Here is a 13,967-nt window from a genome sequence, read left to right as displayed (position 1 = left end):
GAACGCCTATGAACCTGGTTGACTGGCAGCAGCGATTTGAGCACTGGATATTGACGCATCACGCCCGGGAGGATGCGGCGCACGATCTGTCCCATTTTCGTCGCGTCTGGGCCACCGCCACCCGGCTGGCCGCCGGGGAGGAGGAGGTCGACGGACTGGTGCTTCTCACGGCCTGCTATTTTCATGACATTGTCAGTCTGCCTAAAAATCATCCGGAGCGAAGCCGCTCCTCGATGATGGCTGCCGAGAAAACCCTGGCTATTTTGCAGTCGTCGTTTGCCGATTTTCCCGCAGACCGGTATGCGGCGGTCAGCCACGCTATTGAGGCGCACAGCTTCAGCGCGGCGATCCCGCCGCGCACGCTGGAGGCGAAAATCGTCCAGGACGCCGACCGTCTTGAGTCGCTGGGGGCGATAGGCCTGGCGCGGGTCTTCGCCGTCGCCGGCGCCCTGAACACCATTCTGTTTGATGCCGACGATCCTTTCGCCGACCGGAGAGCGCTGGATGACAGAAAATATGCCCTCGACCATTTCCAGTGCAAGCTCCTGCGCCTGCCGGAAACCATGCAGACCGCCGGAGGAAGGGCTATGGCGCAGCATAATGCGCGCTTCCTCGTCGAGTTTATGGCCAAGATCAGCGCGGAGCTGAAGGGGGAACCCCTGGCGCTGGATGAGGCGGTTTTACGCCGCTTTGCACCGCAGCCGTCAACCGACCAGTGATTTATGGTACTCTCTGCAAAAATCGTCCGCGCTGGTTGAGGATATGCCACAAAAGTTAAGCAAGGAAAACAGGTCGTTGTCATTGACGGAACAGGCCGGTGAAGAGGCTCAGGCGCTGCTGCGCCAGCTGATGACGATCTACGATGTGAAAACGCTGGTCGCCGAACTGGTGAGCGTCGGGGAGCAGCACTGGAGCGCGGCGATCCTCAAGCGCGTGGCGGCCCTCAGCCGCGCGGCAGCGCGTTTGCGTCCGCAGGAGGTCGCTCATCTGGCGACGCTGCTGCCGTCGCCGCCGGCCCATCATCCGCACTATGGATTCCGCTTTGTCGATCTGTTTGCCGGTATCGGCGGGATCCGCAGCGGTTTTGAAGCTATCGGCGGGCAGTGCGTCTTTACCAGCGAGTGGAACAAGCATGCGGTGCGCACCTATAAGGCCAACTGGTATTGTGATCCGCAGCAACACCGTTTCAATGAAGATATTCGCGATATCACCCTCAGCCATCGCCCCGACGTTAGCGATGACGAGGCGGCGCAGCATATCCGCGAGACTATCCCGCAGCATGATGTGCTGCTGGCCGGCTTTCCCTGCCAGCCTTTCTCACTCGCCGGCGTGTCGAAAAAAAATGCCATGGGTCGCGCCCACGGCTTTGCCTGCGAAACCCAGGGGACGCTGTTTTTTGATGTGGTGAGAATTATCGCCGCCCGTCAGCCGGCGATCTTTGTGCTGGAGAATGTCAAAAATCTCAAAAGCCACGATCAGGGGCGGACCTTCCGCATCATCATGCAGACGCTGGATGAGCTGGGGTATGAGGTCGCTGACGCCGGGCATAGCGGGCCCGACGATCCGAAGGTGATCGACGGGCGCCATTTCTTACCGCAGCACCGGGAGCGCATCGTGCTGGTGGGCTTCCGTCGCGATCTGCAGCTGCACGAGGGGTTTACGCTGCGCGATATCGCGGCGCTGTACCCGGCGGTTCGGCCAACATTTGGCGAGCTGCTGGAGCCGACGGTGGATGCCAAATTTATCCTCACGCCGGTACTGTGGAAATATCTTTATCGATATGCCCGCAAGCATCAGGCGCGGGGCAATGGCTTTGGTTATGGCCTGGTGGACCCCGCCAATCCCCACAGCGTGGCCCGGACGCTCTCCGCCCGCTACTATAAAGATGGCGCCGAAATTCTCGTCGATCGCGGCTGGGACCAGCCGCTGGGCGAGACGCATTTTGACGATCCGCAGAATCAACAGCGGCGTCCTCGTCGGCTGACGCCGCGGGAGTGCGCCCGGTTGATGGGTTTCGAATCGCCTCAGGGGGCGCGTTTCCGCATCCCGGTGTCGGATACCCAGGCCTATCGTCAGTTCGGCAACTCGGTGGTGGTTCCGGTCTTCGCCGCGGTGGCGAAGCTCCTGGCCCCGCGCATCGCTCAGGCGGTGGCGCGTCGCGAAGCGGGTGATAACGATGGCGGATGTTCACGATAAAGCCACGCGCAGTAAAAATATGCGGGCTATCGCCACGCGCGATACGGCGATCGAGAAGCGGATAGCGGCGCTGTTGACTCAGGCGGGATTCACCTTTGTTGCCCAGGATCGCGAGCTGCCGGGACGCCCTGATTTCGCTTTACCCGATTACCGTTGCGTCATCTTTACCCACGGCTGTTTCTGGCATCACCATGACTGTTACCTGTTTAAGGTGCCGGCCACCCGGACGGCGTTCTGGCTGGACAAGATCGCCGGCAACGTGGCGCGCGATGCCCGTGACCGGCAAAAGCTGGCCGAGCAGGGCTGGCGGGTGCTTATCGTCTGGGAATGCGCCCTGCGCGGTCGGCTGAAGCTGAATGACGAGGCGCTCACCGAGCGTCTGGAAGAGTGGATCTGCGGCGCCGGACACGACGCGCAGATCGACACCCAGGGGATCCGCGAACTGGCGCTTATTTCGACGCCTTACAAGGGGTAGCTTCGCTGCGAACCGGGAAGAGATATTTCCCCAGCGTCACCAGCACGACGGCGAAAATAATCACCGCCAGCGCCAGCCACTCGATCAGGGACAGGCTTTCGCCACCGAATCCGGTACCAAGCAGAACCGCCACCACCGGGTTGACATAGGCGTAGCTGGTGGCCACCGCCGGGGTGACATTGCGGATCAAAAACATATAGGCGTTGATGGCAATCAGCGAGCCAAAGATAGCCAGGTAGGCCACAGCGGCGATCCCGGACCACGACGGAACACGGGTTAAGGTTTCGCCGCTCAGCCATGACGCGGCCAGCAGGACGATCCCGGCGGCAAGCATCTCGATTGCCCCCGCCATCATGCCGGTCGGCAGCTCGATCCGCGAGCCGTAAACCGAGCCGAAGGCCCAGCTCAGGGAGCCAATCAGGATCAGCAGCGCGCCCCAGGGGTTGCCGTTCAGGTTGCCGCCGCTGTTAAGCATCACAATACCCGCGAGGCCAATGGCAATCCCCAGCCATTCCAGTTTACGAGTGGCGATGCCGAAAAAGCGGCTGAAGCACAGGGTGAACAGCGGAACGGTGGCGACCATGACCGCGGCGATCCCGGAGGGAACGTGCTGATGTTCGGCCAGGGTGACAAAGCCGTTGCCGACGGCCAGCAGCAAAACCCCGATCAGCGCGGCGTTAAGCAACGGTCCGCGGGCCGGCAGTTTATGGCCGGTGGCCAACAGCCATCCCAGCAGCAGCACGCCGGCAGAGAGAAAGCGAATTCCGGCCATCATCAGCGGCGGCCAGCTGGCGACGCCGACGGCGATGGCGAAATAGGTAGAGCCCCAAATGATATACAGCGCAAACAGCGCCCCGATAAGCGGTAACAGCTGACGGGTAGACATACTTCCTCACGACGGTGCAGAGATAGAAAGGGGACATATAGTAAACGTGAAAACTATCCTGCTGGCGAGCGCTTAATTTGCGTCAGGTTGTTAAATTTATATTGACTAATTGTACCTTGGGCAGCGGCCGTTTTTTAACGCATACTCGAGGGAGACATTGATGAAAAGAGAAGGAAAATCATTTTGGCAGGAAGTAGTCTTTTAACATTACTCGATGATATCGCCACGCTGCTGGACGATATTTCCATGATGGGCAAGCTGGCGGCGAAAAAAACGGCGGGGGTGCTGGGCGACGATCTCTCCCTCAACGCCCAACAGGTGACCGGCGTGCGGGCAAATCGTGAGCTGCCTGTGGTCTGGGGCGTGGCGAAAGGGTCGTTCGTCAATAAAATCATCCTCGTGCCGCTGGCCCTGCTAATCAGCGCCTTCATTCCCTGGGCGATTACGCCGCTGCTGATGTTGGGCGGCGCGTTTCTCTGTTTTGAAGGGGTGGAAAAGGTGCTCCACAGCCTGGAAGCGCGTAAGCACAAAGAGGACCCAGCGCAACGGCAGCAGCGTCTTCAGGCGCTGGCGGATCGTGATCCGCTGGCCTTTGAGCGTGACAAAGTCAAAGGGGCGATCCGCACCGACTTTATTTTGTCCGCGGAAATTGTCGCCATCACCCTCGGCATTGTCGCGGAAGCGCCGCTGCTGAATCAGATCCTCATTCTGTCGGGGATCGCGATTCTGGTCACCGTCGGGGTCTATGGCCTGGTGGGGGTGATCGTCAAACTGGATGACATGGGCTACTGGCTGGCAGAGAAACGCAGTACCCTGGCGCAGTGGCTGGGCAAAGGGTTATTGACCGTGGCGCCCTGTCTGATGAAAGTGCTCTCTATCGTCGGAACGCTGGCCATGTTCCTCGTGGGCGGCGGGATTGTGGTTCACGGTATTGCGCCGCTGCACCATGCCATTGAGCACTGGAGCGCGGGGCTGGGCGGCATGTTGGCCGCCTTGCTGCCGATGGTGGCTAATCTGGTGCTGGGTTTTATCATCGGCGCGGTGGTGCTGGCGGGCGTCAAGGCGGTCAGTCGCCTGCGTGGCGCGGTGAAGTAGTCAGGTGCGGCGCCGCATGACGGCGCCGCGTGGTCTACGCTAAACGCGCCTCCGGTATCGACAGAGACCGGGCGTGCTGACGACGTCAGATTTGCGCAACGTACTGCGAGAGAAAGATGGAAAAGCCACTACGGTTGAAGTTGAAAAAACTCTACCACCTGACTCGCCCGGCGCATGTGGTTAACATTTGTTTTATCGTGGTGCTGTTTTTCTCCACGCTGCTGATCTGGCGCGAAATCAATGTCCTGGAAGAGGCCTACGTGGCGAACCAGCGCAATAATCTGGCTAACGTCGCGCATGAAATGGATGGCCTGCTGCAGTTCAACATCGACAGGATGATGTTTTTTCGCCACGGTATGCAGTCCGCGCTTGAACGCCCGCTCGACGTCTATGTGTTGCACGAAGCCAGCCAGCGCTATCTGAGCCAACGCCACCAGGAGACCTGGCGGGTGGCGCTCCCCAACCGCCGGACGCTGCCGGTGTTTGGCGTCTCGGAGGGCGTCGTCAGGGATCACCCGCTGCTCTTGCCGGACGATCCGCTGGTGGTCAATGAACTGATGGCGACGCTGGAGCTGGGTTATCTGTTAAACCTGACGCAGCATGACCGCGATTTTGCCGAGCGGATGCAATATATCTCCCGCAGCGGTTTTTTCACCTCGACCCTGCCGCTGCGCGATGAATCGCAGGTGAAGACCTACTATTCGCGCGCCATCAGCGCCCTCTGGTTTACCCGGCAGACCCAGCGGAACAATCCGCACCGCGGCGTTATCTGGCAAACCTTTCCTGACGATGACCCGCAGCTGGAAGAGCAGGTGGTCACCGCCTCGATACCGCTGGATTTTGCCGGTTACTGGCGCGGCGTGCTGGCGATGGATTTCTCAGTCAGCGAAATAAAAGCATTTTTAATCAGCGCGATGCAGGGCGGGCAGGAGGGGGAATACCAGCTTTACGACAGCCATCTTAGCCTGCTGGCCTCTTCTGCGCCGGGGAATGTCCTGACGCTGCTGTCGCCGCGCGAACAGGAACTGCTCAGCCGCGCGTTTGCCCATGATAATCAGGGCGGCCTGCGTCTGCTGACGCGCTATATCAGCTGGGCCAAACTGCGCAATTTTGACGGCGTGCTGCTGCGGATCCATACCCTGCGGGAAGGCGTACGCGGCAACTTTGGCACCATCACCATCGCCCTGACCCTGATGTGGATCCTCTTCACCTTAATGCTGCTGCTCTCCTGGCTGGTGATCCGCCGTATGGTCCGCAATATGAGCGTCCTCCAGACCTCCCTGGAGTGGCAGGCCTGGCACGATGCCTTAACCCGCCTGCTCAATCGCGGGGCGCTGTTTGAGAAGGCGATGGCGGTAGCCAGCGACTGCCAGCGCAGCGGACGACCGCTGGCGGTCATCCAGCTCGATTTGGATCACTTTAAGGGCATTAACGATCGCTATGGCCATCAGGCGGGTGACAGAGTGCTGTCGATGGTGGCCAGTACGCTTGCCGGCACCGTCCGGGACGGTGATTTGCTGGGCCGCGTGGGCGGAGAGGAGTTTTGTGTCGTGCTGCCGAATACCACGCTGCAGGAAGCGGCGGCGGTAGCGGAGCGGCTACGCCTGCGTATTCATGGCCGGGAGGTCTTTTTGCATAACAACGTGACGCTGCGGGTCAGCGCGTCGTTAGGGGTGAGCGGCAGCGAAGAGCAGGGGGAGTATCATTTTGAAGCCCTGCAGTCGGTCGCCGATGGTCGACTGTATCTGGCCAAGCAAAATGGCCGCAACCAGGTCTGGTATCGCAGCGAAGCGTGAGCAAAACGTTTCGCCCGAATCAGGCAAAATGAGATTTTTCTTAAAGTGTTCGATGGGGATCGCGCTAACGAATGAAACCGGTTTGCGGCTAAGCCTTATCGCATCAGCCCTGCAGCCCTTTCTGCTGCGAAGCGCCAACTTTCTCAATATTTTGCGCCATGAATATCGCTTGTCATGCAAAATAATTGAGGATAATGTTTCAACGCATCGGATTTCCCGGTGTAACGAATTTTCAAGTGCTTCTTGCATTAGCAAGTTTGATCCCGACTCCTGCGAGTCGGGATTTTTTTCGCCCATCGCTAGCGGTTGGCTTCACTGGCGCTGAAATCATGAATATCGAGTTCAAATGCCTCCGCCAGTTCACGCCAGGTATGCGCCCCGCGGCCATCGATACTGGCGCGCTGCGGGTCATCGAGGATGCGATGGACTTCGCTTTCGCTGATCTCATTAATCGCCGCCAGCAGAGCATCAACGTTGACATCAACGTCATTCCCGGTCTGGTCTGTCAATCGGTTCTTCATCATTACCCCCCCTCGCTGAGCGTCGCTCAAGCCCCTTTTTAAGTATAGTCGGTCTAAAAAAACGCCAGTCACTGCCCGCGACGCTGCGAGCGGCGTGGTTTTGTTCTACACTGGCTGGAAATAGAGAGGAGATGGATTATGCAGGTGAACGATCGTGTCACGGTGAAGACCGACGGTGGCCCACGTCGATCGGGCGTAGTGCTGGCAATTGAGTCGTTTAGTGAAGGGACGATGTATCTGGTTTCGCTGGAAGACTATCCCCTGGGGATCTGGTTTTTCAATGAAATAGGGCACCCGGATGGGATCTTCGTGGAAAAAGAAATCTCGTAAAACCGAACTGGCGGGACCACCGCCAGTTTGTTTCAGCGTAGATTCACCTGAATACCGCTGGTAATGTTTTCGGTCAGCCGAACGATGTGGTAAATCACCTGCTTATTATGCGTCTGTATTTTCTTTTTAATATTGCCTTTATGCGATGATACCGTTTTCGCTTTGATGTTCATCTGCGTTGAAATTTGCGAAGTACCATGCCCGGCCATCCACATTTGCAGCATATTTGATTCTGTTTTGCTCAGCGACAACGTCGGTAAATTTAACTGCCCCAGACTCGTGTTCTTGTATTTAAGATAATTAACCAGAATGACATCAAGGTCTTTTGGAGTGATCGATTTTGAGCTGATTAGCAGGTTCTTACGCACCCGTAGATAGCGGTCAAAATGGATGTTCGCCAGCGACATAAAAATCACAAACAACGTCGCCGGATTTTGCGTGATGATCTGGCGAATAATGCCATTACTTTCATCATCATGCACAAAGCAATCTTCATTCAGAAACACCACCGCCGGGCAACATGACGCACAATGCCTGTGCAGATCCTCAGCGCAGTTGACCTCAACGATTTCCTGTTTTTTAATTCCCCGACTGGTCAGATATCCCGTTAGTCCCAACCGGGTATAACTGCACAAATCCATAATCATCGTTGACATGACCCATCCTCAATCAACACGTAACGATATACACTTCACACTGGCTGTGCGAAGCAGTCCTTGCAGGCGGTGATAATAGTAGGTTTAAGAAAGAACCCATTAGTTCCATTAAACTATTCCGCATCTCTGTATATAATTTGCCAGGAAAACTCTTAAAGTAAAGTCAAGAACCGGTAGTGTGAGCGAATTAAAAACAAAAAGTGCCCGCGGATGCTATGGTTAGGCCCCAAAGATTCTTTTACTTTCAGAATTTCCTTATTTCAAATGAAGGCTGCGATGCCTGGCCGTGTTTTGCCCGACTTCTCCGCCTGCGGCGGGGGTGGAAGGCTTAACGCTTTAATGCCACAATACTTTTTTATCAGCTTGTGGGATGAATGATGAAACAGTTAGTTTTTGCTGGCATGGTGCTGGCGCTGGCCGGATGCGTGCAGGTTGATCGTTACGAAGAGGTTGTTAAAGCGCCAGCGCCGGCAGGCCTGGACGGCTACTGGCAGACGAAAGGGCCGCAGAGTGAGATGATGAGTCCGGACGCCATCGCCAGCCTGATCGTCACCAAAGAAGGGGACACCTTCGACTGCCGCCAGTGGCAGCGTGTGATCGCCCAGCCGGGGAAACTGATGAACCGCGATAGCGATATCTACAACGTGACCGCTTCCCTGGATATCTACCCGATCGAGCGCGAGGGCAACACCCTTTCCTACGATCGTATGACGTTGACCCGCGTTGAACGTCTCACCCCGGAGTGCGAGAAGGCGTGGGCTAAAGCGCGTGCGGCCGCTCCGGTCAGCGCGCCGACCACCGCGCGCTAAGGTTCCGGCGGGCCACTGCTGGCCCGTCCGGCGTCAGATGACTACAGCACCGCTTCCAGCACCCACACGCTGACGCTTCCCCCGTTACAGGTAAAGGTTGCGCAGCCTTCGTCGTCGGTTTCGACAATCTCTTGCCGGTTGCCCAGGAAATCCCGCCAGCGTTTGTTGCCATAGTTCTCGCCCAGCGTCAGGGTCTTTTCTCCCTCATCACCATTGGACATCACCACCACGCAGCCGGGATCCTCGTCGGTGCCGCTGCGGCTGAAGGCAATGCAGTTGGGGTGATCGAACCAGAGAGTCTGCACGCCGTGGGCAAAGCGCTGACGGGCATCGATCAGTTCGTGTAGCTGCTCGATGACGGGCATTTCTATGGCGTAGGTTTGTCCGTCGCCGCCGGTATCTTCATAGGAAGCGCCGAAGAGATCGGCATAGAAGACCGAGGGCACGCCATTTTCACGCAACAGGATCAGCGCATAGGCCAGCGGTTTAAACCATGGCTCAACCGGCGCCTCGAGCGCCTGCAGCGGCTGGGTATCATGGTTGGTGACCAGGGTGACGGCATGGAAGGGGTCGGCTTCCACTAGCGTCCCGCTGAAAATCTGGCTCATGTCGTAATCGCGCCCCTGGCGGGACGCTTCATGAAATTTCATCTGCAGCGGGGCATCGAACAGCATCGTCTTGCCCTCGACGAGATCGATATACTGCTGGAGCTTTTCCACTTCATGGGACCAGTATTCAGCGACAATAAACAGCGGCTGCGGGGCCACCTCCTGAACATGTTCGATCCATGCTTTGTAAAACCAGGCGGGGATATGCTTCACGGCGTCAAGACGAAAACCGTCGCAGCCGGTCTGCTCCATCACCCAGCGCGCCCAGTATTTGATCTCTTCGGTGACGGCGTGATTACGAAAATCGATATTGGCGCCCATCAGGTAGTCGAAGTTGCCAAGCTCATCATCGACTTGCTCATTCCAGCCTTCGCCGGTGTAGTCGTTGACGATTTTAAATACACCGTCTTCCGTCGGATTCTCGATGTGGTCAATGCCGCTAAAACACTTGTAGTCCCAGACAAACTGCGAATACTGCCCGGCGCGCACCGGGAAGGTATAGCGAGTCCATGCCTCGCACTCTATGATCGTCTCGTCAATTTGCGTGCGATCCTGCTCATCGACGCGCTGCACGCGCAAGGCCTCTTTTTCATCGGCGCCCATTTTATGGTTCACCACCACGTCCAGCAGCACGGCGATGTCGTGCTCCTTCAGGGCGTTAACCGCCGCCAGCAGCTGGGTTTTATCGCCATATTTGGTGGCGACAGAACCTTTTTGATCAAACTCGCCGAGGTCGAAGAGATCGTAGGTGTCATAGCCGACGGAATAACCGCCCGAGGCGCCTTTGTAGGCGGGTGGCAACCAGACCATATTGATGCCGATTTCGTTAAGACTGGGGGCCAGCGCTTCGACTTCACGCCACAGTTCGCCGCCGGCGGGGTAATACCAGTGAAAACATTGCAACAAGGTGGGGTTTTTCATCTTCCATGCTCCAGACGTCAACAGGCTGACCTTTGCAGTATGGGAGATATCCCGCAAAACGGGTGAGGAAAGCCCTGAATTTCGCTATACCCTAAAGCGGATCATATATAATAAATTTGCATAAGATGTAGCGTAACGATGTTGGTGTCGGGCCGTTAAGCGCCTTACACTACAGGAAAATCCTAATCTTCGGGGTATCTATGAAATTAGCACTTCTGGGTCGTCAGGCGCTGATGGGCGCAATGGCCGTTGTTTTGATGGCTGGCGTTAGCGTGAAAACTTTTGCGGCGGAAAACCTGCTCAATCAGATTAAAGAGCGCGGCACGCTGCGCGTGGGCCTCGAAGGCACCTATCCTCCCTTTAGCTTCCAGGGCGATGACGGCAAGCTGACCGGCTTTGAAGTGGAGTTCGCCAACGAGCTGGCGAAACATCTGGGCGTGAAGGCCGACCTCAAACCGACCAAGTGGGACGGTATGCTGGCCTCGCTGGACTCCAAACGCATTGACGTGGTGATTAACCAGGTCACTATCTCCGATGAGCGTAAGAAGAAATACGATTTCTCTACCCCGTACACGATCTCCGGTGTGCAGGCGCTGGTGAAGAAAGGCAACGAAGGCGCGATTAAAACCGCGGCGGATCTGAAAGGCAAGAAAGTGGGCGTCGGGCTGGGCACTAACTATGAAGAGTGGCTGCGTCAGAACGTCCAGGGCGTGGATGTCCGCACCTATGACGACGACCCGACCAAATACCAGGATCTGCGCGTAGGCCGTATTGACGCCATTCTGGTTGACCGTCTGGCGGCGCTGGATCTGGTGAAGAAAACCAACAATACGCTGGCGGTCACCGGCGAAGCGTTCTCCCGTCAGGAAGCTGGCGTTGCGCTGCGTAAAGGCAACGATGACCTGCTGAAAGCGGTAGATGGCGCGATTGCGGATATGCAGAAAGATGGCAGCCTGAAGGCGCTGTCCGAGAAATGGTTTGGCGCTGACGTGACAAAATAACGGCCAGCGGTGAAAAAAGGCGCTCCTGGAAGCGCCTTTTTTTATTTAGCGCGTAACTGTGTGCATAATGAAGCATAACTGAGTCAGGAGGGGCCATGTCACTGCAAAATTTAACCCGCTTTCCGCGTCTGGAACTGATCGGCGCGCCGACGCCGCTGGAGTATCTTCCGCGTCTGTCCGATCACCTCGGGCGCGAAATTTTTATCAAACGTGATGATACGACGCCGCTGGCGATGGGGGGCAACAAACTGCGTAAGCTGGAGTTTCTCGCCGCCGATGCCCTGCGCGAAGGGGCGGATACCTTAATCACCGCCGGCGCGATCCAGTCTAACCATGTGCGCCAGACGGCGGCGGTCGCCGCCAAACTGGGCCTGCACTGCGTAGCGCTGCTGGAAAATCCCATCCGCACCCGGGCGGAGAACTATCTGAGCAATGGCAACCGCCTGCTGCTGGATCTGTTTAATACCCAGATTGAGATGTGCGATGCCCTGACCGATCCCGCTGCCCAGCTCGACGAGCTGGCGACCCGTATCGAAGCGCAGGGGTACCGCCCGTATGTCATTCCGGTCGGCGGCTCTAACGCCCTTGGGGCGCTAGGCTATGTGGAAAGCGCGCTGGAAATCGCCCAGCAGTGCGAAGACGCAGTGGAGATTTCGTCGGTGGTGGTCGCCTCCGGGAGCGCCGGCACCCATGCCGGACTGGCGGTCGGCCTTGAACAGCTAATGCCGCAGGCGGAACTGATCGGGGTGACGGTGTCGCGCGCTGTTGCCGACCAGCTGCCGAAAGTGGTGGCGCTGCAGCAGGCCGTGGCCAACAGCCTTGAGCTGCAGGCGAAAGCCGACATCATCCTGTGGGATGATTACTTTGCACCGGGCTACGGGACGCCAAACGAGGAAGGGATGGCCGCCGTGAAGCTGCTGGCGCAACTGGAAGGTATTTTGCTTGACCCGGTCTATACCGGCAAAGCGATGGCCGGACTTATCGATGGCATTACGCAGAAGCGCTTTAAGGATGAAGGGCCGATTTTGTTCGTCCACACCGGCGGAGCGCCGGCGCTGTTTGCCTATCATCCTCACGTCTAATATAGAAACCACAGCATGCAAGAAAGTATCCAACTGGTCATCGATTCCGCGCCTTTTCTGCTGAAAGGCGCCGTCTTTACGCTGCAGCTGAGCATTGGCGGGATGTTTTTCGGCCTGGTGCTGGGCTTTATCCTGGCGCTGATGCGCATGTCGCCCCTCTGGCCGGTAAAATGGCTGGCGCGCATGTATATCTCCATTTTTCGCGGGACACCGCTTATCGCCCAGCTGTTCATGATCTACTACGGTTTGCCGCAGTTTGGCATTGAACTTGACCCGATCCCGGCGGCGATGATCGGCCTGTCGCTGAACACGGCGGCCTACGCGGCGGAAACCCTGCGCGCGGCCATCGCCTCGATTGACAAAGGGCAATGGGAAGCGGCGGCCAGTATCGGTATGACCCCGTGGCAGACAATGCGTCGGGCTATTTTACCCCAGGCGGCGCGGGTCGCTTTGCCGCCGCTCTCTAACAGTTTTATCAGCCTGGTAAAAGATACCTCGCTGGCGGCGACGATCCAGGTGCCGGAGCTGTTCCGTCAGGCGCAGCTTATCACCTCGCGTACGCTGGAGGTCTTCACCATGTATCTGGCAGCCTCTCTGATCTACTGGGTGATGGCGACGGTACTCTCCTCGCTGCAGAACTATTTTGAAAACCAGCTGAACCGCCAGGAGCGTGATCCGAAATGAGTGCGATTGAAGTAAAAAGCCTGGTGAAAAAATTCCATGGCCAGACGGTGCTCCACGGTATCGACCTGGAGGTGCAGGAAGGCGAAGTGGTGGCGATCATTGGTCCCAGCGGCTCGGGGAAGACTACCCTGCTGCGCAGCATTAATCTGCTGGAGCAACCGGAGAGCGGCACTATCCGCGTCGGCGATGTGACGATCGACGCCGGTCGCAGCCTCGGGCCGCAAAAAGGGCTTATTCGGCGGCTGCGCCAGCACGTGGGTTTTGTCTTCCAGAACTTTAACCTGTTTCCCCACCGGACGGTGCTGGAGAACATTATTGAAGGGCCGGTCATCGTAAAAGGCGAAGACAAGCAGGAGTCGATGGCGCGGGCGCGCGATCTGCTGGCGAAGGTAGGCCTCAGCGGCAAAGAGAACAGCTATCCGCGCCGCCTCTCCGGCGGTCAGCAGCAGCGGGTCGCCATTGCTCGCGCACTGGCCATGCGTCCGGACGTGATCCTGTTTGATGAACCGACCTCGGCCCTTGATCCTGAGCTGGTAGGGGAAGTGCTCAATACCATCCGCCAGCTGGCGCAGGAGAAACGCACCATGGTTATCGTGACCCATGAAATGAGCTTCGCTCGCGACGTTGCCGATCGGGCGATTTTTATGGATCAGGGACGTATCGTTGAACAAGGCGAGGCCAAAGCGCTGTTCGCCTCGCCTCAGCAACCGCGTACCCGCCAGTTCCTCGAAAAATTCCTGATGCAGTAGAGCAGGCGCTGGCGCGGCGGCGCTCCATCGCGAGGGCCGCCGCGTTCAGCCCGCTTCCACGCCGGGGGAACGCCCCATCATCACATTTTCGTGCTATTGACTCCCCTGGCCGTATACACCGCTTCCCATCCCCCCGTGTAGGGTGTAGAAAATGAAGG

15 protein-coding genes are annotated in these 13,967 nt (G+C 57.7%); 11 read left to right on the top strand and 4 right to left on the bottom strand.

The annotated features are described in order from the left end of the window. Positions 1–8: 8 nt before the first annotated feature. The 3 genes from ACOI7D_RS20330 to ACOI7D_RS20320 all read left to right on the top strand — a co-directional run bounded on the left by ACOI7D_RS20330 (position 9) and on the right by ACOI7D_RS20320 (position 2,671). Entirely contained in the window at positions 9–719 is a 711-nt protein-coding gene (locus ACOI7D_RS20330) for a phosphohydrolase (protein ID WP_023290292.1), read from the top strand. A 76-nt stretch (positions 720–795) separates the two neighbouring features. Next, positions 796–2,196, top strand: coding sequence for a DNA cytosine methyltransferase (locus ACOI7D_RS20325; protein WP_072199029.1), 1,401 nt, complete (start codon positions 796–798; stop codon positions 2,194–2,196). Next, a complete protein-coding gene (locus tag ACOI7D_RS20320; protein ID WP_050533831.1) occupies positions 2,177–2,671 on the top strand; it encodes a very short patch repair endonuclease in 495 nt (164 codons plus the stop codon). The genes ACOI7D_RS20325 and ACOI7D_RS20320 overlap by 20 nt, the downstream gene beginning before the upstream one ends. Here ACOI7D_RS20320 and yedA read toward each other — a convergent pair. After that, positions 2,646–3,557: a drug/metabolite exporter YedA gene (gene yedA, locus ACOI7D_RS20315; RefSeq protein WP_023290289.1), complete on the bottom strand. Its 912-nt coding sequence runs from the start codon at positions 3,555–3,557 to the stop codon at positions 2,646–2,648. The genes ACOI7D_RS20320 and yedA overlap by 26 nt on opposite strands. A gap of 183 nt (positions 3,558–3,740) precedes the next feature. Here yedA and ACOI7D_RS20310 point away from each other — a divergent pair, with 183 nt between their 5' ends. Both ACOI7D_RS20310 and dgcQ read left to right on the top strand, forming a co-directional pair. Continuing rightward, positions 3,741–4,652 (top strand): DUF808 domain-containing protein, encoded by a 912-nt coding sequence (locus tag ACOI7D_RS20310; RefSeq protein ID WP_109547147.1) that lies wholly within the window; start codon positions 3,741–3,743, stop codon positions 4,650–4,652. A 116-nt stretch (positions 4,653–4,768) separates the two neighbouring features. After that, positions 4,769–6,448, top strand: a complete 1,680-nt coding sequence (dgcQ, locus tag ACOI7D_RS20305) for a cellulose biosynthesis regulator diguanylate cyclase DgcQ (RefSeq protein WP_109547148.1) — start codon at positions 4,769–4,771, stop codon at positions 6,446–6,448. 299 nt (positions 6,449–6,747) lie between these two features. On the opposite strand, the gene yodD is transcribed toward dgcQ, so the two are convergent. Further along, positions 6,748–6,969, bottom strand: a complete 222-nt coding sequence (gene yodD, locus ACOI7D_RS20300) for a YodD family peroxide/acid resistance protein (RefSeq protein WP_004203478.1) — start codon at positions 6,967–6,969, stop codon at positions 6,748–6,750. 138 nt (positions 6,970–7,107) lie between these two features. On the opposite strand from yodD, the gene dsrB reads away from it, so the two are divergent. Further along, positions 7,108–7,299, top strand: coding sequence for a protein DsrB (dsrB, locus tag ACOI7D_RS20295; RefSeq protein ID WP_004203477.1), 192 nt, complete (start codon positions 7,108–7,110; stop codon positions 7,297–7,299). Positions 7,300–7,331: 32 nt separating this feature from the next. Here the strand turns inward: dsrB and rcsA are convergent, their stop codons facing one another. Further along, complete coding sequence (gene rcsA, locus ACOI7D_RS20290; protein ID WP_023290286.1) at positions 7,332–7,955, bottom strand: transcriptional regulator RcsA; 624 nt, start codon at positions 7,953–7,955, stop codon at positions 7,332–7,334. 374 nt (positions 7,956–8,329) lie between these two features. Here rcsA and yedD point away from each other — a divergent pair, with 374 nt between their 5' ends. Continuing rightward, positions 8,330–8,764, top strand: a complete 435-nt coding sequence (yedD, locus tag ACOI7D_RS20285; RefSeq protein ID WP_074186081.1) for a lipoprotein YedD — start codon at positions 8,330–8,332, stop codon at positions 8,762–8,764. A gap of 41 nt (positions 8,765–8,805) precedes the next feature. On the opposite strand, the gene amyA is transcribed toward yedD, so the two are convergent. Beyond that, on the bottom strand, positions 8,806–10,293 hold the full coding sequence (gene amyA / locus ACOI7D_RS20280) for an alpha-amylase (protein ID WP_109547149.1): 1,488 nt from the start codon (positions 10,291–10,293) through the stop codon (positions 8,806–8,808). A 200-nt stretch (positions 10,294–10,493) separates the two neighbouring features. Between amyA and tcyJ the strand changes: the two genes are divergently transcribed. The 4 genes from tcyJ to tcyN all read left to right on the top strand — a co-directional run bounded on the left by tcyJ (position 10,494) and on the right by tcyN (position 13,809). Further along, on the top strand, positions 10,494–11,294 hold the full coding sequence (gene tcyJ, locus ACOI7D_RS20275) for a cystine ABC transporter substrate-binding protein (protein ID WP_004203468.1): 801 nt from the start codon (positions 10,494–10,496) through the stop codon (positions 11,292–11,294). 95 nt (positions 11,295–11,389) lie between these two features. Continuing rightward, complete coding sequence (dcyD, locus tag ACOI7D_RS20270; protein WP_109547150.1) at positions 11,390–12,376, top strand: D-cysteine desulfhydrase; 987 nt, start codon at positions 11,390–11,392, stop codon at positions 12,374–12,376. A gap of 15 nt (positions 12,377–12,391) precedes the next feature. Next, entirely contained in the window at positions 12,392–13,060 is a 669-nt protein-coding gene (gene tcyL, locus ACOI7D_RS20265; protein WP_008804215.1) for a cystine ABC transporter permease, read from the top strand. After that, positions 13,057–13,809 (top strand): L-cystine ABC transporter ATP-binding protein TcyN, encoded by a 753-nt coding sequence (gene tcyN, locus ACOI7D_RS20260; RefSeq protein WP_004203465.1) that lies wholly within the window; start codon positions 13,057–13,059, stop codon positions 13,807–13,809. The genes tcyL and tcyN overlap by 4 nt, the downstream gene beginning before the upstream one ends. Positions 13,810–13,967 lie beyond the last annotated feature (158 nt).

This window comes from Klebsiella sp. C360 (genome assembly GCF_048822415.1).
In the GTDB taxonomy this organism is placed as follows: Bacteria; Pseudomonadota; Gammaproteobacteria; order Enterobacterales; family Enterobacteriaceae; genus Klebsiella; species Klebsiella quasipneumoniae.
The sequence above is the reverse complement of the archived record's forward strand: the minus strand, read 5'-3'. Positions and strand labels throughout refer to the sequence as shown.